Here is an 18,429-nt window from a genome sequence, read left to right as displayed (position 1 = left end):
GCTTGCTCGCGAAGATCGTCAACGATAACGCGGGCAAACTGGATGAACGCGGCGCTCTCAGGTTCTTCGCGAGCAAGCTCGCTCCTACAGGATGTTGGTACCGGGCCCGGGCCAACGGCGTACGGAGCGCTGGAAGAACATACTGTTCGGCACCTGCACCATCGCACTGCTGGTACCGGCTTCTTCCACTTCGATCAAGGTGGTGTAAAGCAGGTTGATCGCCACGACCCGGCCCTTCACGCCAGGTTTATCGACGGTGTCCACCAACTCAACAATATCCCCAAGGCGAAACGGCCCGACGGTGAAGATCAGGATTGCACACAGCAGGTTGGACAGCACCGACCACATGGCAAAAAACGCCACCGCCGCTACCGCGACAAACCCTGACAGCGCCGTCCACAGCACCGTGGCAGACACACCCAGGCGGCCCAGTACAAAGATCAGCGCACTGCCCATGATCAGCCAGCGCAAGCCGCCGCGCAGGGGCATCAGCAACTGCGGCGGGAACGGGTAACGCTCACCCAGGCGCGTCAGGCCCTTGGCGACAAAGCGCTGGGCCAGGTAGCCGGCCAGCAGAATCAGCAGGATTTGCACGCCGATCCATACAGGTTCGACCCATTGCGCCGGTACCGGCAGTTGCAACGCTTCCATCAGGACAGCGCCTCCAGCTCCGCTTGCAGGGTTTCGAGCAGTTCCAGAGCCTCCATCCAGGCTTCCTCCAACTGCCCTTCGCGCACCTTGAGCCTGGCCTGTTCGGCCAGCAGGTCACGCAGCTCGTCCTTGCGCGCCGCCTCGTACACGGCGCTGTCGCCCAGGCTGGTTTCGATCTTGGCCAGGCGCTCATGCACCTTGCCCAGTTCCGCCTCCAGCTTGTCGGCTTCGCGCTTGTGCGGTGCCAACTGCTGGCGCAGCGCGGCGGCGGCCTGGCGCTGGGCCTTCTTGTCGGTTTTGTCCGGGTTGACCGGGGTGTTGCTGGCCGGCGCATTGCGCAGGCGGTAATCGGTCAGCCAGCGTGCGTAATCGTCGAGGTCGCCGTCGAACTCTTCGACCTTGCCGTCGGCCACCAGCAGGAAGTTGTCGGTAGTGCTCTTGAGCAAGTGGCGATCGTGAGACACCACCAGTACCGCACCGCTGAACTCCTGCAGGGCCATGGTCAGTGCCAGGCGCATTTCCAGGTCCAGGTGGTTGGTCGGCTCATCGAGCAGCAACAGGTTCGGCCGGTCCCACGCGATCAGGGCCAGGGCCAGGCGGGCTTTTTCACCCCCGGAGAAGTTCAGCACCGGCTCGTCAATACGCGCGCCACGGAAGTCGAAACCGCCGAGGAAGTCGCGCAGCGTTTGCTCGCGCTCGGTAGGTGCCAGGCGTTGCAGGTGCAACAGCGGGCTGGCCTTGGCGTCGAGCGAATCCAGTTGATGCTGGGCGAAGTAGCCCACCACCGTGTTTTCACCACGGGTCAGGCGACCGGCCAAAGGCTCAAGTTCGCCCGAAAGGTTTTTGATCAGCGTCGACTTGCCTGCACCGTTGGGCCCAAGCAAACCGATGCGCGCGCCGGGCGTGAGCTGTAGCTTGACCTTCTCCAGGATGGTCTTGTCGCCGTAACCCAAGCGGGCGTCCGATAGATCGAGCAGGGGGCTTGAGATCTTCACCGACTCACGGAATACAAAGTCGAACGGCGAATCAACGTGGGCCGCCGACAGTTCTTCCATGCGCTCCAGCGCCTTGATACGGCTCTGAGCCTGACGGGCCTTGGTGGCCTGGGCCTTGAAGCGGGCGATGTAGCTTTCCATGTGCGCACGTTGCGCTTGTTGCTTTTCAAACGCCTGCTGCTGTTGGGCGAGGCGTTCGGCGCGAGCGCGTTCGAACGCGGTATAGCCGCCACGGTAGAGGGTGATTTTCTTCTGTTCGACGTGGGCGATGTTGTCGACCACAGCGTCGAGGAAATCCCGGTCGTGGGAAATCAGCAGCAAGGTGCCCTGGTAACTCTTGAGGAAGTCTTCCAGCCACAGGATCGCATCGAGGTCCAGGTGGTTGGTCGGTTCGTCGAGCAGCAACAGGTCCGAGGGGCACATCAGTGCCTGGGCCAGGTTCAGGCGCATACGCCAGCCGCCGGAGAAGTCGGCGACCGGGCGGTCCATCTGTTCGTTGGTAAAGCCCAGGCCAGCGAGCATTTTGCGGGCACGGGCGTCGGCAGTGTAGCCGTCGGCGCTGTCCAGCTCGGCGTGCAGGCGGGCCTGAGCGGCACCGTCCTGGGCTTTTTCGGCTTCGGCGAGGTCGTGTTGCACCTGGCGCAGGCGCAGGTCGCCATCGAGCACGTAGTCGATCGCGATGCGGTCCAGGGTGTCGATCTCCTGGCGCATATGGGCGATGCGCCAGTCGGCCGGCAGCAGGCAGTCCCCGGAATCCGGGGTCAGCTCACCGAGCAGCAAGGCGAACAACGTGGATTTGCCGGCGCCATTGGCACCGATCAGGCCGGCTTTGTGACCGGCGTGCAGGGTCAGCTCGGCGTCTTCGAGAAGACGTTGCGGGCCACGCTGTAATGTTAGGCTTTGAAGTCGGATCATAATGGCGGCGGAGTCTACCAGCTTCGTTGGCCGCTGGCTTGGGTGTGAATATGTGCGCTGACCTGTGGAGCTTTGCCCTTTCGACCTACGCTCGCCCGGGTGTGGAGGCCGCTTGCCTGCGCTTGCAGGAACAAGGCGCGGATGTATGTCTGCTGCTGTGTGGTGCGTGGCTGGAGCGGCGCGGTGTGGCCCATAGCCCTGAGCGGGTGCGGATGCTGCAACAGGTTGCCCACCCGTGGCGGGTGCAGGTTGTCGAACCCTTGCGACAAGTACGCGTGCAATGGCGTGCCATGGCCCAGCAGGATGCGCAATTGGCAACGCTACGCGAGCAGGTCAAGACGCTGGAACTGGAGGCCGAACGAACGCTGCTGGCGCGCCTGGAAGCGCTGGCGCAGACATGGCCGATCAACGAAGTGGTGGGTCAGCACCAATGGCTTGAAGGCCTGGCGACCGAAGCCGCCAACCTTGACCGCGACGCGCTGCAGCAGCTGCGCGTCGCGGCCACCAACACTTAGGAAGCGCTGGTTGGGGTGGTGCTTGGCGCTACCGGTGCAGGAGTACTGCTGGCCGGTGCGGTTGGAGCGGCGGATGCTGCTGGAGCGGCGGATGCTGCCGGGGTGGCAGCCGATGCTGCTGGAGCGGCTGGCTTGGCGGCTGGTTTTGCAGCAGCAGGTTTGGCAGCTGGCTTAGCAGCTGGTTTTACAGCAGCAGGTTTAGCGGCTGGCTTGGCGGCTGGTTTCGCAGCGGCAGGTTTAGCAGCTGGCTTGGCTGCTGGTTTAGCAGCAGCCGTTTTAGCGGCCGGCTTGGCGGCTGGTTTTGCAGCAGCAGTTTTAGCGGCTGGCTTGGCGGCTGGTTTTGCAGCAGCAGTTTTAGCGGCCGGCTTGGCGGCTGGTTTTGCAGCGGCAGTTTTAGCAGCTGGCTTGGCGGCTGGTTTTGCAGCGGCAGTTTTAGCGGCCGGCTTGGCGGCTGGTTTTGCAGCAGCAGTTTTAGCGGCTGGCTTGGCGGCTGGTTTTGCAGCGGCAGTTTTAGCAGCTGGCTTGGCGGCTGGTTTTGCAGCGGCAGTTTTAGCAGCTGGCTTGGCGGCTGGTTTTGCAGCGGCAGTTTTAGCAGCTGGCTTGGCGGCTGGTTTTGCAGCGGCAGTTTTAGCAGCTGGCTTGGCGGCTGGTTTTGCAGCGGCAGTTTTAGCAGCTGGCTTGGCAGCAGCAGTTTTGGCAACCGGCTTGGCTGCAACCTTGGCCGGTGTACGAGCACCCAGCGCTTTAGCCACGGCTTCCTTCACACGACCAACACCCTGGGCCAGTTTCAGGCTTTCTTGAGCGTCTTTTTTGAGTTGGGAAATGTAGCTGCGGGTTTCAGCTTGACGATCCTTGAGGGCATCCAGCAGGTCCTCAAGTTCTTTGACAGCGCCCTTGGCTTTGGCTTGCGCCTTGGACTTGCCGGCAGTAGCGGCGTCTTGCAGTTTGGTACGGGATTTGTGCAGTTTCTCTTGTGCTTTGCCGCGTTGTTTTTCCAGTTTGGCGAGCAGTTTTTCTGCATCGGCCAACGCCTGGGAACATGCGCTTTCCAGATGTTCGAGCAAGCTGCCCGAAAGTTGTTGGAGCAAGTGCAACGGGGTATTTACAGGCTTCTGTTTGGCCGACATGGTTTACCTCCTGGCTGACGTGGGTGCGGCTCATACTAGCCCTCTGCTCTTACCGCCGCTAGGGCATGTTGACAGTATCGTTGGGCTTGCGTTGCACGGTACGAAAATTCTTATCGATATAACGCAAATGCTCGCCAGTTTTTACGCCCCCGCACTGGCATAATCCGTCGCACCTTCGTCGGGAGAATGCCCATGTCGCGTTACCTTTTTCTAGTGTTTGGCTTGGCAATTTCCATGGCCGATGCGAGCGAGCAATCGCCGTCAAAAACCAATGCCACAGCGCCGCACGATCTTGCCTATAGCTTGGGCGCAAGCCTCGGCGAACGGTTGCGCCAGGAAGTCCCCGACCTGCAGATCCAGGCTCTGCTCGACGGCCTCAAGCAAGCCTATCAAGGCAAGCCGCTGGCGCTCGACAACGCACGCATCGAACAGATCCTCACCGAACACGAAGCGCAAAACGCCGCCAACGCACAAATACCTCAAAGCGAAAAAGCACTCGCCGCTGAACAGCAATTTCTCAACCGGGAAAAAGCCGCCAAGGGTGTTCGCGAGTTGGCCAATGGAATTCTGCTCACAGAACTGACGCCAGGCACCGGCAACAAACCATCAGCCGGCGACGAGGTACAAGTGAAATACGTGGGCCAATTGCCCGACGGCACCGTCTTTGACCAAAGTGCGCAGCCGCAATGGTTTCGCCTGGACAGCGTGATCAGCGGCTGGAGCAGCGCATTGCAACAGATGCCCGTGGGGGCGAAATGGCGCCTGGTGATTCCTTCGGCCCAGGCCTATGGCGCCGACGGCGCGGGTGAGTTGATCGCCCCTTACACGCCATTGGTGTTCGAGATCGAACTGCTCGGCACTCGCCACTGACCCATAAAAAAACGGTGCGACATGCGCACCGTTTTTTATCTGCCCACCCAGCTTCAGACTTGGGTGGCAGCTTCTTCCTTATGGGCGTTGTGCAGCACTTCGATCAAGCAGTCTTCCAGCTCGAAACGCTCATGCAACAGCGCGCCCAGTTCTTTGAATTTTTCTGCTACACATTTACCGGCATCACACAGGTCGGTAAACGCCAGCAGCTTTTCAGTAATCACGTCGATGCGCGGGTAGAGCGTGTCTGCCAGCTCCAAGCCTCGCTGATCATCGAAGGCCTGGGCTTCCTTGGTCAGTTGCTCGTAGACACCGAAATGACCAGCAGACACGTAGTCCACCAGCACAGCGCAAAAATCTTGCAGCGTCTCGCGATTCTCGGCCAGCGCTTCGGGCTTGGCACCGAGAGCATCAAAGGCCCGAACCAGTTCGTGACGTGCTTTCAACCAGCTGTCGATCAGCTTGTGCACCCCACCCCAACGTTCCTGAGCATTCTGACAACTTTCCAGCATGATGATCTCTCTTCCCTATAGGGGCGCTGCTGCTCTGTACCTGCGCAACACTTGGAGGATTAAGCAGCAGTCGAACAAAGCCGCGTCTGACAAATGGTTTGGATACGCGTGCGGGCCAGATTATGCCCGCAGGACTATGGCTTCAAGGTACGCAGGAGAGAATGTTCATACAAGCGTTTAATCCGTTCCTACAACCCGCATCCCGTTTTCATGGTGCTGTGAGGCGTAAGTGCTTACTAAACAGCAACCGCGAGCATTGCGTGATGCCCAGGATCAACATTGCTACAAAGAACAACAGGCTCCACTCCGGCAGGCTCAGGTCAAATAGCGTCCAGTTGATTTCGACACAATCGACAGTACCGTTGAACACTGATCGCGCCGCCTGCCAGAACGACAGGTTTTCGATCATGTGGTGCAGGCTGGGCCAACAATCCCGAACCGCACCTGACGGAATATTCTGCAACAGTACTTGGCGCCCGGCGGTAACGGCCCCCAACAGCGCACACACGATGCTCGCCAGCCCATACAGGCAAAGGCCGGAACGTCCGGGATTATGAAGGGCGGCCATCAGGTTGATCAGCGCAAAGGTGGCCAGAAACAGGCGTTGAACCTGGCACAGAAAGCAAGGCTGTAGCAGCGCGCCGTATTCCAGATAGAAGGACGCGCCCAACGTCAGCGCGCCCGCCATGAACGCCAGGAAAAACAAGGAGCGTAAAGGGGCCAAAGACATTGTTTATCCGCACTGCAAGAGATAGGTCGCTACGGTAGAGGAAAGGCCTGACCCCTTTCAATACGCTCTGGAGCAGACAATTCCGCGAAAACGTAAGGACATTCCGCCAAGGCATGGCGGAAATCCAGTTACAACAGGTAGGAATTGGTTACCAGGCCAGCTATACCGAGTGTTTACCGGGGTTCGAAGGATCGGGCGTCGGATAGATCCGAGCCCATCCGTTCACCCTTTCCTACTTCAAGCACGCGCCGGTACGGGCAACGGCGAGGACAACAGACGATTGTCGAGCAACCCCAGGCCTTCCTGAAACAGCTGGTTGCTGCGCTCAGTGTCGCCCAGTTGGGCGAGCAGGCGGGCCAATTCGGCACAGGCTTCCGGGTTGCGCTGTACTTGCAGGCTGCTTTCAAGATAGTCCCGGGCCTTGCCCCACAGGCTGTTTTGCAGGCACAGACGACCCAACGTCAGCAGCAAGCTGGCATCGCCTGGATGATCCTTGAGCCAGCCTTCGGCAAACTTCAATTGGCGCGCAGGGTCACTGCCACGCAGGAGGCCATACAGGCGAATCAGGTGGCTGTCATAGTCGCGCTTGAGCGCACCACGCAGCACTTCCTCGGCCTTCGCATCTGCGCCAAGTCGACGCAGTTGGTCGGCATAAGCCAACACCAGTTGCGGCTGCTGGCGCTGAGCCGAAGTCAGTTGCTCCCAGGCCCGTTCCAGAGACTGCAAGCCCGCCTCGCCCTGCTCTTCACGCTGGGCAGCCAGGCTCAGGTTTTCGCCCCAGGCACGACGCTCCAACTCAGCCAGCTCACTGGCGGGCAAGACTTTGTCCTTGCGCAGCTCAGGCAGCAGGCGAATCACCGACGACCAATCACCACGCTGCTGATGCAGGCGCTGCAGCTGCCTGAGCACCTGCGCGTTATGGGGGTGCCGCTCGTGCATTGCCTGAAGCGTCACCAGGGCGGCTTCAGTATCGCCGCGATCCATCTGCAGTTGCGCATGGCTCAGAGCCACGGCCAATTCCGCCTGGGGCTGACGCTCCAGAGCGCGCTCCAGCAAGCCGTCGGACTCCTCATAGCGACCCTGTTCATTAGCTGCACGGGCAGCGCCGATGTAGTAGAGCAGCGGTTGGCGCTCAGCTTCCGCCGCGCGGTGCAAATGGCGCTCGGCACTGGCCCAGCGACCCTCGGCGAGGTCCATCTGGCCTTGCTCGATCGCGATCTGCACACGGCGGCTGCGGTTGCGGCGCGACCATGGATTGACCACGCCACCGGAGGTGGTGATCAGGCTCAGCAACACACGAACCAGGTAGATCGCCAGGCCGATGGCAAACACGGCCACCAGGGTCGCCCACAGGCTTGATTCGTAATGCAGCAAATGCGGATAGGTAATCAGCACGTAGCCGGTGTGTTTCGAAATACCCACGCCCAGTGCGAGCGCGACGGCAATCGCCAGCACCAGGATCACATAGAAACGCTTCATCAGCTCTACTCCTGGGTCGCCGGCTTGCCGGCCGCGGCCTTGGCTTCGTCGGCAGACAGATGACGACGTTCAAGGTATGCCTGCACGGCGGCCAGGCTCGCAGCCAGGTCCGGCGTCACCACCGATACGGCCTTGGGCTCAAGTTCAGCGATACGCGCCAGCATCGCCTTGCTCTGCGGGTTGTCCTGATTGAAGTTGTCCTGCAATACGCTGCGTGCTTCGCCCAACGAGCGGCTGTACACCGCCGACTCGCCGTTAAGCGCGGCCCATTGGGCTTGTTCCAGCGCCAGGCTCAGGGCCAGGCGCACTTGGTTCAAGCCCTGGCCAGCCAGCAAAGGGCGGATGTTGTCATCCGGGTTGAAGTCGATGCGGAAGTAGCGGGAAATCTGCTCCCACCACTGACTCAACTGGTTCTGCGTATCGCTGGTGGGGCGCCCTTGGGAAGCGGGCTCCGTAAGCTGATATTCGGGGGCAATCGCCGCCAACTGCACGACCTGATCACGCAAGGCCGCCAGTTGCAGGTACAGACCGGTGCGGTCCGGTTGCTCAGTGCTGCGCAAGGCGGCAAGGCTCTTGGCCAGTTGCTCGCGGGCGGTGAAAGCGCCTGGGTCGCTCTGCTCGCGAAGAATTTCGTCGGCGCCCTGGACCAGCGACTGCGCACTGTTGATGTCTTGCAAGGCAGACAAACGCAAGCTGGCCAGACGAATCAGATGCTCCGCCTCGGCCAGGCGCCAATCCTTGCGGCTGGCGCCCAACACCGTTTCCAGGCGCTGGCTCAGGCGTTGCTGATCGCCCTGCAACTGGGCAACCAGGCGGCGGCGCTCCTCCAGCTCGTCCGCACCCGGCAATTGCGCCAGGCGGGCGGCCAACTGTTGCTGGCTTTGCTTGAGGCTCTGGGATTGGTCATCCAGGGTCTGCACTTGGCTCAGTTGGTGTTGGCTGCTGGTTTGAAGGGCACGCACCTGCCAAATCCCCCAGCCGCCGGCGGCTACGCCTGCAGCCCCCAGCAACAAGGCGACGACTGCCAGGCCATTGCCACGGCGCGGCGCGGTGACCGGTGTCTCGACCGACGCATCAAGCGCGGGTTGAGCTTCATCTTTAGGCAAGGCTGTTTCGCTCACGTATCCGTCCTTTGCGTATCAGAGAGTGGGAACGGGATAGCTCCCCAACGCCACTAACAAAGCCGCGGCACTCGCGCCGCGACAATCCACAACTTTTTTTGCGCCAGCTGCCCGCGCCATCTCATAGACGCGCGGGCTGGGCACGAACAACGGCAGCTCTGCCACCTGGGGCCAATCGGGGCCAGCCAGGGCTTGCAGGTGTAAAAAACCCTGCCCACTGCTGACCACCAGGCCGTTCAAGCGTTCCAAACGGATGCGCTGCATCAGCGCACCCGCCTCGTAGACCGGAAGAAAACGCCGATACAATTCCAGATAGTCGACACTAGCACCTTGCTCACGCAAACGCTCTGCCAGCAACTCTCGGCCGCCCTCGCCCCTCAGGATCAGCACCTTGGCGCCCGGCTGTGCGATAGCCTCGCGCAATGCAGGCAATTGAAGCAAGGCCTCGCTGTCATCGCCAGTGGCGGGATAATGAACGTCGAGGCCATGACCGGCCAGGATCTGCGCCGTCGCCGCGCCGACGCTGAACCACGGCATTGGCGGCACGGCATTCCCCAACCGTTGCAAAGCCAGGCGCGCGGCCGGTTTGCTCACCACAATGACTGCGCTATAACGCTGCAACGCGCCAAACACCAGGTGTTGCTCAGCCGTGACCGCTAACGCTTGCGTCTCCAGCAACGGCAAGCGGCTGCTGTATATACCGGCCTGGGACAATACCGCCGCCAGGGCCGTCGACTCTTCGGCAGGCCGCGTCAGCAGCACTCGCCAGTCGATCACTGCGGGCCAGCCTCGCCATAGACTTTTTGCAAAATGGCACCGGCGCCTTTGTCCAGCAACTCCTCGGCCACCTGAATCCCCAAGGCCGTGGCGTCTCGTTGCGGCCCCCGCACCTGGGCGGTCAGCAGGGTACCGCCATCCGGATCCCCCACCAGGCCGCGCAGCCACAGGTTCTCACCTTCGAGCACGGCATAGCAGGCGATGGGAACTTGGCAGCCGCCATTGAGGTGTTTGTTCAGGGCGCGCTCGGCGGTCACACGAACTTCGGTATCAGCGTGATCGAGGGGCTTGAGCAGTGCGTGGATTTCGCTGTCGGCGGTCCGACATTCGATGCCGACCGCGCCCTGCCCACCGGCGGGCAGGCTGTCTTCGACGCTGATGGCCGAGGTGATGCGATCTTCGAAGCCCAAGCGGATCAAGCCGGCGGCGGCAAGAATGATCGCGTCATATTCGCCGGCATCCAGCTTGGCCAGGCGCGTGTTGACGTTGCCGCGCAAAAAGCGGATCTGCAGGTCGGGGCGACGTGTCAGCAGTTGGGCCTGGCGACGCAGGCTGGAGGTGCCGACGATACTGCCCAGCGGCAAGTCATCCAGGGATGCGTAGGTGTTGGAAACAAAGGCATCGCGCGGGTCTTCGCGCTCGCAGATGCAAAAAAGGCCCAGGCCTTCAGGGAAGTCCATGGGCACGTCTTTCATCGAATGCACGGCGATGTCGGCTTCGTGTTCCAGCAGCGCGGTTTCCAGTTCCTTGACGAACAAGCCCTTGCCGCCGATTTTCGACAGTGGCGAGTCCAGCAGCTTGTCGCCGCGACTGACCATGGGCACCAGGGATACCTTGATGCCCGGATGAGCCTGCTCAAGGCGTGCTTTAACGTATTCGGCCTGCCACAAGGCCAGGGCGCTTTTACGGGTGGCGATGCGGATTTCGCGAGAGGACATGGATCAATCCGTACTGAATAGATACGGCGGATAATAACAGCTCAGGCAAATACGCTTTGATTTGAATCAGCAAGTGCGGGGCCTCCCTGGCCACATCGCACCGGGATAAGGAAGGCAGACCGCGCCCCAGCCCTTGAGCTAAAGCTGCTGCATCATCTTGCGCACGCCGGCGACGTGGCGTCGACTGACGATCAACGCATCGCCATTGAGCCCCTTCAGGAATAGCTGAAAGTGCCCCAGGGGCGTGCGCTGCAAGCGCTCGATACGTTCGCGGGCTACCAGCGCGTTGCGATGGATGCGCACAAAGCGGTCGCCGAATTCATCCTCAAGCGCCTTGAGCGGTTCATCAAGCAGCACCTCGCCAGCCTCGTGGCGCAGGGTCACGTACTTGTGATCGGCAATAAAGTAGACCACCTGGTTGAGTGGGATCAGCTCGATACCTTTGCGGGTGCGCGCACTGATGTGGCTGCGTGGCCCGTTACCACTTTGGGCTGCAGGCTGGGTCAGTGCGGCGAGTTGGGCACGGCTGGGTCGCTCGGCTTTTTTCAGGGCTTTGAGCAAGGCCTCGGCAGTGCCCGGCTTGACCAGAAAACTGACACCGCTGTCTTCCAGCGTCTGTGCAGAGAACTCTTCCTGGGCCGCGCACAACACCACAGCGGGTGGCGATTCGCGCTCGCTCAGGCGGGCAGCGACTTGCAGGCCATCAAAGCCCGGCATACGGATATCGAGCAGCACCACGTCCGGCTTGAGGCTGTCGATCAGCGTCAACGCCTCCTCACCGCTGGTGGCACTCGGTTCAAGGACTGTATAACCCTCGAGTTCACTGACCAGACGGCTCAGTCGCTCGCGGGCTTGGGGTTCGTCATCAACGATCAGGACATTCATATTGCGCTGGATTCCTGCGTGAGTCTCGCACAAGGATAGCGTAGACAGGTGCGGTGACTTGCGTCACAGCGATCCACGCTAAGACTAGCGCGAGCGGCAAAAAGTGCCCCGAGAGCGGCACCCAAATTTACCCGGACCTGTTCAATAGCGCCCAAGACCTGCTGCCTTTGGGCATCGTCGTAGGGTTCACTGATACACAATCCGAATACCCCCCTGTTTAATGGATAGTCTGGTTATGACCGCATCACCAGACTTTGGTGCATTCACACACTAGCAGTCCAACTGTAGACGCTCACTGAGACGATATTGCTCAATCGTCAAATATCGTTTCAATAAGTACGTACCTCCAGTCTCGTCCTGGACGCGTTCGGCGGCAAGGCACTTAGCCATCTACCACACAAATAAAATTGCCGCCCACCCTCGGCACCGCCTTCACGGGCAACCCTGTTATTATCGCCGGTACACCTTCATGCCTCTTTCAAGCAGATCACGAGCGAATCCATGAGCACCGACAAGACCAACCAGTCCTGGGGCGGCCGCTTCAGTGAACCCGTCGACGCCTTCGTCGCGCGCTTCACCGCCTCCGTCACCTTCGACCAGCGCCTGTACCGCCACGACATCATGGGCTCCATCGCCCATGCCACGATGCTGGCCAAGGTCGGCGTGCTGACCGAAGCCGAGCGTGACAGCATCATCGACGGCCTGACCACCATCCGCGGTGAAATCGAGGCAGGCACGTTCGACTGGCGCGTCGATCTGGAAGACGTGCACATGAACATCGAGGCACGCCTGACCGATCGCATCGGCGTGACCGGCAAAAAACTGCACACCGGCCGCAGCCGTAACGATCAGGTAGCCACTGATATTCGCCTGTGGCTGCGCGATGAAATCGACCTGATCCTGGCCGAAATCACCCGCCTGCAAACAGGTTTGCTGGAGCAGGCCGAGCGTGAGTCAGACACCATCATGCCCGGCTTCACTCACTTGCAGACGGCACAGCCAGTGACCTTCGGCCACCATTTGCTGGCCTGGTTCGAAATGCTCAGCCGCGACTACGAGCGCCTGGTCGATTGCCGCAAGCGCGCCAACCGTATGCCGTTGGGCAGCGCTGCGCTGGCCGGTACCACCTACCCGATCGACCGCGAATACACCGCGCAACTGCTGGGTTTTGACGCCGTGGGCGGCAACTCCCTGGACGGCGTGTCGGACCGCGACTTCGCCATCGAATTCTGCGCCGCCGCCAGCATCGCGATGATGCACCTGTCGCGCTTCTCCGAAGAGCTGGTGCTCTGGACCAGCGCCCAATTCCAGTTCATCGACCTGCCGGACCGCTTCTGCACCGGCAGCTCGATCATGCCGCAAAAGAAAAACCCCGACGTGCCTGAGCTGGTACGCGGCAAGAGCGGCCGTGTATTCGGCGCACTGATGGGCCTGCTGACCCTGATGAAAGGCCAGCCACTGGCTTACAACAAGGACAACCAGGAAGACAAAGAGCCGCTGTTCGACGCCGCCGACACCCTGCGCGACTCGCTGCGTGCCTTTGCCGACATGATCCCGGCGATCAAGCCCAAGCACGCGATCATGCGTGAAGCGGCCCTGCGTGGCTTCTCCACGGCAACCGACCTGGCGGACTACCTGGTGCGCCGTGGCCTGCCATTCCGTGACTGCCACGAAATCGTCGGCCACGCGGTGAAATACGGCGTCGATACAGGTAAGGATCTGGCGGAAATGAGCCTGGAAGAACTGCGCCAGTTCAGCGACCAGATCGAACAGGATGTGTTTGCCGTGCTGACCCTGGAAGGCTCGGTGAATGCCCGTAACCATGTGGGCGGCACTGCGCCGGCGCAGGTCAAGGCGGCGGTCGTGCGCGGCCAGCAATTGCTCGCCAGCCGCTAAAAGCATCGCAGGCAAGCCAGCTCCCACACTTGATTGGGTTCACACATCAAAATGTGGGAGCTGGCTTGCCCGCGATGGTGCCCTTACTGCTGCCAAAGATTTATTTCCTGGCCGCAATCATCGCCATAAACGCCGGCATCGCCGCCTGCCTGTCCGCCTCTACCTTCTGCGCATTGGGCATCTCATTCAGGCGCGCCAACAATGCCTTCGCCTGCGGCAACTGCGCCAGCAGGTCCAGCCCAAACAGCTTCTCGCCCACGCCGCAGGCCAGGTTCAGGCTGTACATGAAATACAAATCCGCAATTGTGAAGTTCTCCCCTGCCACATAAGGCGCGAACTTACCGTGCCGGCCTAACGTACCGATCCCAAGCAGCAGCTCGGCCCTGGACTTCTCCTTGATCGCCTCCGGCACCGCCATGCCGAAAAAAGCCTCGGCGAAACACGCCCGCGCAGGCAGTTCGATGTACAGCTCGATCTCACGGCACAGCGCCAGCACCTGAGCCCGCGCAAACGGGTCGGCGGGCAGTAGCGCCGGGCCTTCCTGGGTCTGTTCGAGGTATTCGAGGATGACGCTGGTTTCGTTGATGAACCCCTGCTTCACACCCAGCACCGGCACTTTGCCGCGGGGGCTTACCGCCAAGGCTTCGGGATTTTGCCCGGCATAAAAAGGCACCTCTTCGAAGGGCAGTCCTTTCTCCAACAGCGCCAGCTTGACCATGTTGTAGTAGTTGCTGACCGAAAATCCGTAAAGCTTGAGCATCACAAAGCCTCCAGGCCGGGTGTGGGGTTGGCTGCAAGAGTTATAGATCCTCAAGGGCACCCTGACCAGCAGCATCACCCACCTGAATGGGGGTAGACTGACGCCCTTTCCTTGAGGAGCCTGCCATGAGCGAGCCGACCGATATCGACAACGACGAAGAAGAATTCACCGAAACCACGCTGATCGAAGCCATCGAAAACCAGATCGAAAGCGACAACCCGCCAGCGGCGAAGGCGACGTTCAACAAACTGACCCTGGTGGGTTACGAGCGTGAAGACATCCTGAATCTGATGGCTCACGTGCTGGCCTTCGAGATCGATGCCATGCTGGACGAAGACCGTGCGTTCGATACTCAGTGGTACGAAACAGCGCTGCGCGCACTGCCCGAGTTGCCGCCGGAAAAGGAATAACCCCCGCGCGCAGCAACACGCTGGACAGTTCGGCAAAGTGCGTTCACCTTATGGCCTGCTAGCCTCTAATAAATTTTAGAAAGTCTGGAGTCCTTATGTCGTATACCCCTGAGTTGGTTGCCGAACTGGAAATCCTTGTACTCTTCCCCTTGGACAGCACCAAGGAGGGTTTGAAAGTCCATCAGACCGCCGCCCCTACCGCCATCGCCGCTGCCAAGCGCCTCCACGCGAAAGGGCTGATCGACCAGCCAGACGGGGGCTACCTGACCAGCCTTGGCCGGGATGCTGCAGAGCAGGCCCAAACCCTGCTGACCATTCTGACCACTGCCAGCACCAAAGAAGCTGCCTGACACCTGATACAGCCCATGGAGTCCGCCCGCTGCGGGCTCTGAGGGCGCTGTTGTGTGGCGCAAAAATTCTGACGCCAAAAAGCCATTTCCCTCTAAAACTCCTACGCTACTGTCTGTAGACTCCTGCATGGCTGCCCACGTCGGGCCCAGCGAGCCACCGAGTTCGACATGACCCGCACCCACGAAATCCGCCCTGATCTGGACGAAGGCATCGACCGCAAGGTGCTGACCCAGTTGCGCGCGCGTTTCATGGCCCTCAATGAGGGCCGCATGGCCCGAGCTGTCGAGGGGCTGACACCCCGCCAACAAGGCGTGCTGACCTTGTTGCCGCTGTTTTTCCACGTCAATCACCCGTTGTTGCCGGGCTATGTCTCCAGCAGCACCCCGGCGGGGCTGTCGAATTTCGAACCGGACGCCCAGGCCCTGGCCGAAGCTCAGCGCCTGACTCGCTCGTTCTCCTATAAACCGCGCCATGGCAACCCGCCCCGCCCCATTCACGGCCTGTTCCTGATGGGCAGCCTGGGCACGCTGGCCCAGGCCGATCAAAGCGATATGGACGTGTGGGTGTGCCACGCCTGCGACCTGGACGAAAGCGAACTGGCAGAGCTGCGCAAAAAGTGCCAACTGCTGGAGGCGTGGGCCTTGAGCATGGGCGCCGAGGCGCATTTCTTCCTGATCGACCCGGCACGCTTCGTACAAGGCGAACGCGACACCCAACTGAGCTCCGACGATTGCGGCACTACCCAGCACTACCTGCTGCTGGACGAGTTCTACCGCACAGCCATCTGGCTGGCCGGGCGCACGCCGATTTGGTGGCTGGTGCCGGTCTACGAAGAAAAGCGCTACACCGAATTTACCCACGCTCTGATTTCCAAACGGTTTATCCGCGCCGATGAAACCCTCGACCTGGGTCACCTGGCGCATATCCCGCCGGGCGAATTCATCGGTGCCGGCCTGTGGCAATTGTTCAAGGGCATCGAGTCGCCGTACAAATCGGTGCTCAAGCTGCTGCTGACCGAGGTCTACGCCAGCGAACATCCGAACGTGTACTGCCTGAGCCTGCGTTTCAAGCGAGCGGTGTTCGCCAACCAACTGGACCTGGATGAGCTGGACCCTTATATCGTGGTCTATCGCCGTATCGAGGAATACCTCAAGGCCCGCAACGAACCGGATCGCCTGGAACTGGTACGGCGCAGCCTGTACCTGAAGGTCAACCGCAAGCTCAGCGCCGGGCAGCGCACCGCCAGCTGGCAACGGCTGCTGCTGGAACGCCTGGCCCACGAATGGGGTTGGGACCAACGCCAACTGGCCCTGCTGGACAGCCGCAGCCAGTGGAAAGTACGCCAGGTGGCTTCCGAGCGCCGTGCCCTGGTCAATGAACTGAACTACAGCTACCGCTTCCTCACCCAGTTCGCCCGTAGCGAACAGACCGCCAGCCTGATCAACAAACGCGACCTCAATGTGCTGGGGCGGCGTTTGTATGCGGCGTTCGAACGCAAGGCCGGCAAGGTCGAATTCATCAACCCCGGCATTGCCCCGGACCTGGCCGAAGACACCCTGACCCTGGTGCAGTCGCCCAACCGCAAGGAGCCTGGCCAGCACCATTGGGGCTTATACAACGGCAACCTGACGGCTTTGGAATGGGAGCACTTCGCGCCGATCAAGCGCAGCCGCGACCTGCTGGAAATGCTCACCTGGTGCCATCGCAACGGCGTGATCGACAGCAGTACCCGCCTGGCGCTGCACCCCGGTGTCAGCGACATGACCGAATTCGAGCTGTTCAACCTGCTGGGCAGCCTGCAACAGACCATCGCCTTGCCCCTGGCCAGTGTCGAAGAAGAACGCCTGCTGCGCCCGGCAGTACCGGAAGACGTGTTGCTGCTGATCAACGTCGGCGTGGACCCGCTCAAGCATCACCGCGATTTGAATATCCTGATGACCACCGAGCGCACCGACTCTCTGAGCTACGCCGGCGTGCGCGAAAATCTGGTGCTGACCATGGACCAGGTCACGCTCAACAGCTGGAACGAGGTGATGGTCAGCCGCTACGACGGGCCCCACGCCCTGCTCGACTGCCTGCGCGACTACGTTAACCAACTTCCGCCGGGTCATCTGCCGCGGCTGCGGGTGCGCTGCTTCTGTCACAACCGTGCGCAGTTCATTGCCCAGCGGGTAGAAGAGGTATTCGACACCGCACAGCACCTGCTGCTTGGCCAAGGCAATCATCGCTATCTGTTGCAGGTGCAGCAGCACTATCACGTCATGGAACTGACACCGGGCCAGGCCAATCATGTGTCACTGCCAACCCAGGACGCGTTGATTGCTTACCTCAGTGAGGAACTGGCCAGCTACAGCCCGTGGCACCTTGACGCCATGGCCCTGGAAGACCATGACCTGGCGCTGCTCCTGCCCATGGGCCAGGCCGATTGCGTGCAAGTGTTCTATCGAGTCAATGAAGGCTTCGCCCAGCTGTACGTGCTCGACGAATTCAACGCGCTTTGGCAGCAGCGCTTGCCGTTTCATGATGAACAAAGCTTGCTGGCACCGCTGCAACGTTTCCTGCACTCGATCCTCTATCGCCGCGAAGCGCTGTCGTCCCTGGATTGCCCACAGCCCTTGGGCGAAGTGCACGCCCTGTACTATCAGTTATTGCCATCGGGCAGCGGCCGTGCGCGCGGCGTAGAGCCACGGCCGGCGCCGCAGAACCCTGCCAACAAGCCGTTTTATGACGTGCAGGCAATTATCGGCAAAGGCGCGCCCGGCCAGGTAGGGATCACCCTGTACTGCAATCAGAGGGAATTTTGCGAACTGGAATTTGGCGACCAACTGTTTACCGTGGTCGCCCGGGAGATCGTCGGGCAACGCCGGGAAACCGAGCGTTACCGCTGCTACATCACTGATCTGGATTTGTCGGGGCTGCTCGGTGATGTGCAAAGCCCAAGCAATCTGTACCTGCGCTACAAAGCCGAACTGGAACAGTCCCTCAATGCGGCACTGGGCCAGGTTTAGAGCGGGAAAGCCCCGCCATCCTTGGGCTGACCGTCGACACTGAGCAGTTCCAGCTTGAGCGTTTTGCCACCCGGTGCAGGCCAGTCGATATGCTGGCCCACTTGCAGACCCAACAAAGCACTGCCTACCGGCGCCAGGATCGAGATCTTGCCTTCGTCGGCGTTAGCGTCCTTGGGGTAGACCAGCGTCAGGTGATAGTCCTTGCCGCTGCTTTGCTCACGGCAATGCACGCTGGAGTTCATGGTCACGACACCCGCAGGCACTTCATCGTGACCAACCACGTCTTCGGCGCGGTCGAGTTCGGCTTGCAACGCTTCGACGCCGGGAAACTCGTCGCCCAAGCGGTCGATCAGTTGCTCCAGACGCTGCACGTCAAGACGGGTAAGAATGATGGACGGTGCGGTGGTCATGATTCAGGCAGACTCCTTTTTTCTGCACAAAAAAGCAAAACCCCGCCAGAAAAGGCGGGGTTCTCACGGACCTCGATGA

The 18,429-nt window shown here is 60.8% G+C and carries 18 protein-coding genes; 6 read left to right on the top strand and 12 right to left on the bottom strand.

Translation table 11 applies throughout. The annotated features are described in order from the left end of the window. Positions 1–84 precede the first annotated feature (84 nt). A complete protein-coding gene (locus tag TX23_RS09875) occupies positions 85–651 on the bottom strand; it encodes a mechanosensitive ion channel family protein (RefSeq protein WP_057702013.1) in 567 nt (188 codons plus the stop codon). Then, entirely contained in the window at positions 651–2,561 is a 1,911-nt protein-coding gene (locus TX23_RS09870; protein WP_057702012.1) for an ATP-binding cassette domain-containing protein, read from the bottom strand. The genes TX23_RS09875 and TX23_RS09870 overlap by 1 nt, the downstream gene beginning before the upstream one ends. Positions 2,562–2,611: 50 nt before the next feature. Here TX23_RS09870 and TX23_RS09865 point away from each other — a divergent pair, with 50 nt between their 5' ends. Then, a complete protein-coding gene (locus TX23_RS09865) occupies positions 2,612–3,076 on the top strand; it encodes a TIGR02444 family protein (RefSeq protein ID WP_057702011.1) in 465 nt (154 codons plus the stop codon). Here TX23_RS09865 and TX23_RS27030 read toward each other — a convergent pair. Beyond that, on the bottom strand, positions 3,073–4,203 hold the full coding sequence (locus tag TX23_RS27030) for an AlgP family protein (RefSeq protein WP_082629594.1): 1,131 nt from the start codon (positions 4,201–4,203) through the stop codon (positions 3,073–3,075). The genes TX23_RS09865 and TX23_RS27030 overlap by 4 nt on opposite strands. 192 nt (positions 4,204–4,395) lie before the next feature. Between TX23_RS27030 and TX23_RS09850 the strand changes: the two genes are divergently transcribed. Continuing rightward, positions 4,396–5,073, top strand: coding sequence for an FKBP-type peptidyl-prolyl cis-trans isomerase (locus tag TX23_RS09850; protein WP_057702009.1), 678 nt, complete (start codon positions 4,396–4,398; stop codon positions 5,071–5,073). A 53-nt stretch (positions 5,074–5,126) separates the two neighbouring features. Here the strand turns inward: TX23_RS09850 and TX23_RS09845 are convergent, their stop codons facing one another. From TX23_RS09845 to TX23_RS09815, 7 genes are all read right to left on the bottom strand, one after another. Then, positions 5,127–5,585, bottom strand: a complete 459-nt coding sequence (locus tag TX23_RS09845; protein ID WP_057702008.1) for an Rsd/AlgQ family anti-sigma factor — start codon at positions 5,583–5,585, stop codon at positions 5,127–5,129. A 208-nt stretch (positions 5,586–5,793) separates the two neighbouring features. Continuing rightward, positions 5,794–6,315 (bottom strand): disulfide bond formation protein B, encoded by a 522-nt coding sequence (locus tag TX23_RS09840; RefSeq protein WP_057702007.1) that lies wholly within the window; start codon positions 6,313–6,315, stop codon positions 5,794–5,796. Between the two features lie 237 nt (positions 6,316–6,552). Then, complete coding sequence (locus TX23_RS09835) at positions 6,553–7,794, bottom strand: heme biosynthesis protein HemY (RefSeq protein ID WP_057702006.1); 1,242 nt, start codon at positions 7,792–7,794, stop codon at positions 6,553–6,555. Between the two features lie 5 nt (positions 7,795–7,799). Further along, the gene (locus TX23_RS09830; RefSeq protein WP_057702005.1) at positions 7,800–8,915 is read right to left on the bottom strand and encodes a uroporphyrinogen-III C-methyltransferase; all 1,116 of its coding nucleotides are present in this window, start codon (positions 8,913–8,915) and stop codon (positions 7,800–7,802) included. 18 nt (positions 8,916–8,933) lie between these two features. Next, positions 8,934–9,692, bottom strand: a complete 759-nt coding sequence (locus tag TX23_RS09825; RefSeq protein WP_057702004.1) for a uroporphyrinogen-III synthase — start codon at positions 9,690–9,692, stop codon at positions 8,934–8,936. Beyond that, positions 9,689–10,630 carry a hydroxymethylbilane synthase gene (gene hemC / locus TX23_RS09820; protein ID WP_057702003.1) on the bottom strand — a complete coding sequence of 314 codons (942 nt, stop codon included), beginning with the start codon at positions 10,628–10,630 and terminating at the stop codon, positions 9,689–9,691. Before hemC ends, TX23_RS09825 begins: the two co-directional genes overlap by 4 nt. Before the next feature lie 138 nt (positions 10,631–10,768). Then, positions 10,769–11,515 (bottom strand): LytR/AlgR family response regulator transcription factor, encoded by a 747-nt coding sequence (locus TX23_RS09815; protein WP_057702002.1) that lies wholly within the window; start codon positions 11,513–11,515, stop codon positions 10,769–10,771. A 501-nt stretch (positions 11,516–12,016) separates the two neighbouring features. Here TX23_RS09815 and argH point away from each other — a divergent pair. Continuing rightward, the gene (argH, locus tag TX23_RS09810; RefSeq protein WP_057702001.1) at positions 12,017–13,411 is read left to right on the top strand and encodes an argininosuccinate lyase; all 1,395 of its coding nucleotides are present in this window, start codon (positions 12,017–12,019) and stop codon (positions 13,409–13,411) included. Positions 13,412–13,511: 100 nt separating this feature from the next. Here the strand turns inward: argH and TX23_RS09805 are convergent, their stop codons facing one another. Then, positions 13,512–14,171: a glutathione S-transferase family protein gene (locus TX23_RS09805; RefSeq protein ID WP_057702000.1), complete on the bottom strand. Its 660-nt coding sequence runs from the start codon at positions 14,169–14,171 to the stop codon at positions 13,512–13,514. A 125-nt stretch (positions 14,172–14,296) separates the two neighbouring features. On the opposite strand from TX23_RS09805, the gene TX23_RS09800 reads away from it, so the two are divergent. The 3 genes from TX23_RS09800 (at position 14,297) to TX23_RS09790 (ending at position 17,940) form a co-directional block, all read left to right on the top strand. Beyond that, on the top strand, positions 14,297–14,581 hold the full coding sequence (locus TX23_RS09800; RefSeq protein ID WP_057701999.1) for a hypothetical protein: 285 nt from the start codon (positions 14,297–14,299) through the stop codon (positions 14,579–14,581). Between the two features lie 95 nt (positions 14,582–14,676). Further along, a complete protein-coding gene (locus TX23_RS09795) occupies positions 14,677–14,931 on the top strand; it encodes a TIGR02647 family protein (protein ID WP_003195403.1) in 255 nt (84 codons plus the stop codon). A gap of 168 nt (positions 14,932–15,099) precedes the next feature. Then, the gene (locus TX23_RS09790) at positions 15,100–17,940 is read left to right on the top strand and encodes a class I adenylate cyclase (RefSeq protein ID WP_057701998.1); all 2,841 of its coding nucleotides are present in this window, start codon (positions 15,100–15,102) and stop codon (positions 17,938–17,940) included. Here the strand turns inward: TX23_RS09790 and rnk are convergent. Further along, positions 17,937–18,350 carry a nucleoside diphosphate kinase regulator gene (gene rnk / locus TX23_RS09785; protein ID WP_057701997.1) on the bottom strand — a complete coding sequence of 138 codons (414 nt, stop codon included), beginning with the start codon at positions 18,348–18,350 and terminating at the stop codon, positions 17,937–17,939. The genes TX23_RS09790 and rnk overlap by 4 nt on opposite strands. Positions 18,351–18,429: the final 79 nt, after the last annotated feature.

Origin of the sequence: Pseudomonas paralactis (genome assembly GCF_001439735.1) — a bacterium.
Lineage (GTDB): Bacteria > Pseudomonadota > Gammaproteobacteria > Pseudomonadales > Pseudomonadaceae > Aquipseudomonas > Aquipseudomonas paralactis.
Note: the sequence above shows the minus strand (reverse complement) of the source record. Positions and strands in the feature narration are given on the sequence as shown.

Coding starts and splice junctions, on each gene's coding strand:
- argH (WP_057702001.1), top strand. CDS start 12,017: ATGAGCACCGACAAGACCAACCAGTCCTGGGGCGGCCGCTTCAGTGAA.
- TX23_RS09805 (WP_057702000.1), bottom strand. CDS start 14,171: ATGCTCAAGCTTTACGGATTTTCGGTCAGCAACTACTACAACATGGTC.
- TX23_RS09790 (WP_057701998.1), top strand. CDS start 15,100: ATGACCCGCACCCACGAAATCCGCCCTGATCTGGACGAAGGCATCGAC.
- TX23_RS27030 (WP_082629594.1), bottom strand. CDS start 4,203: ATGTCGGCCAAACAGAAGCCTGTAAATACCCCGTTGCACTTGCTCCAA.
- rnk (WP_057701997.1), bottom strand. CDS start 18,350: ATGACCACCGCACCGTCCATCATTCTTACCCGTCTTGACGTGCAGCGT.
- hemC (WP_057702003.1), bottom strand. CDS start 10,630: ATGTCCTCTCGCGAAATCCGCATCGCCACCCGTAAAAGCGCCCTGGCC.
- TX23_RS09800 (WP_057701999.1), top strand. CDS start 14,297: ATGAGCGAGCCGACCGATATCGACAACGACGAAGAAGAATTCACCGAA.
- TX23_RS09815 (WP_057702002.1), bottom strand. CDS start 11,515: ATGAATGTCCTGATCGTTGATGACGAACCCCAAGCCCGCGAGCGACTG.
- TX23_RS09835 (WP_057702006.1), bottom strand. CDS start 7,794: ATGAAGCGTTTCTATGTGATCCTGGTGCTGGCGATTGCCGTCGCGCTC.
- TX23_RS09840 (WP_057702007.1), bottom strand. CDS start 6,315: ATGTCTTTGGCCCCTTTACGCTCCTTGTTTTTCCTGGCGTTCATGGCG.
- TX23_RS09875 (WP_057702013.1), bottom strand. CDS start 651: ATGGAAGCGTTGCAACTGCCGGTACCGGCGCAATGGGTCGAACCTGTA.
- TX23_RS09870 (WP_057702012.1), bottom strand. CDS start 2,561: ATGATCCGACTTCAAAGCCTAACATTACAGCGTGGCCCGCAACGTCTT.
- TX23_RS09865 (WP_057702011.1), top strand. CDS start 2,612: ATGTGCGCTGACCTGTGGAGCTTTGCCCTTTCGACCTACGCTCGCCCG.
- TX23_RS09850 (WP_057702009.1), top strand. CDS start 4,396: ATGTCGCGTTACCTTTTTCTAGTGTTTGGCTTGGCAATTTCCATGGCC.
- TX23_RS09845 (WP_057702008.1), bottom strand. CDS start 5,585: ATGCTGGAAAGTTGTCAGAATGCTCAGGAACGTTGGGGTGGGGTGCAC.
- TX23_RS09795 (WP_003195403.1), top strand. CDS start 14,677: ATGTCGTATACCCCTGAGTTGGTTGCCGAACTGGAAATCCTTGTACTC.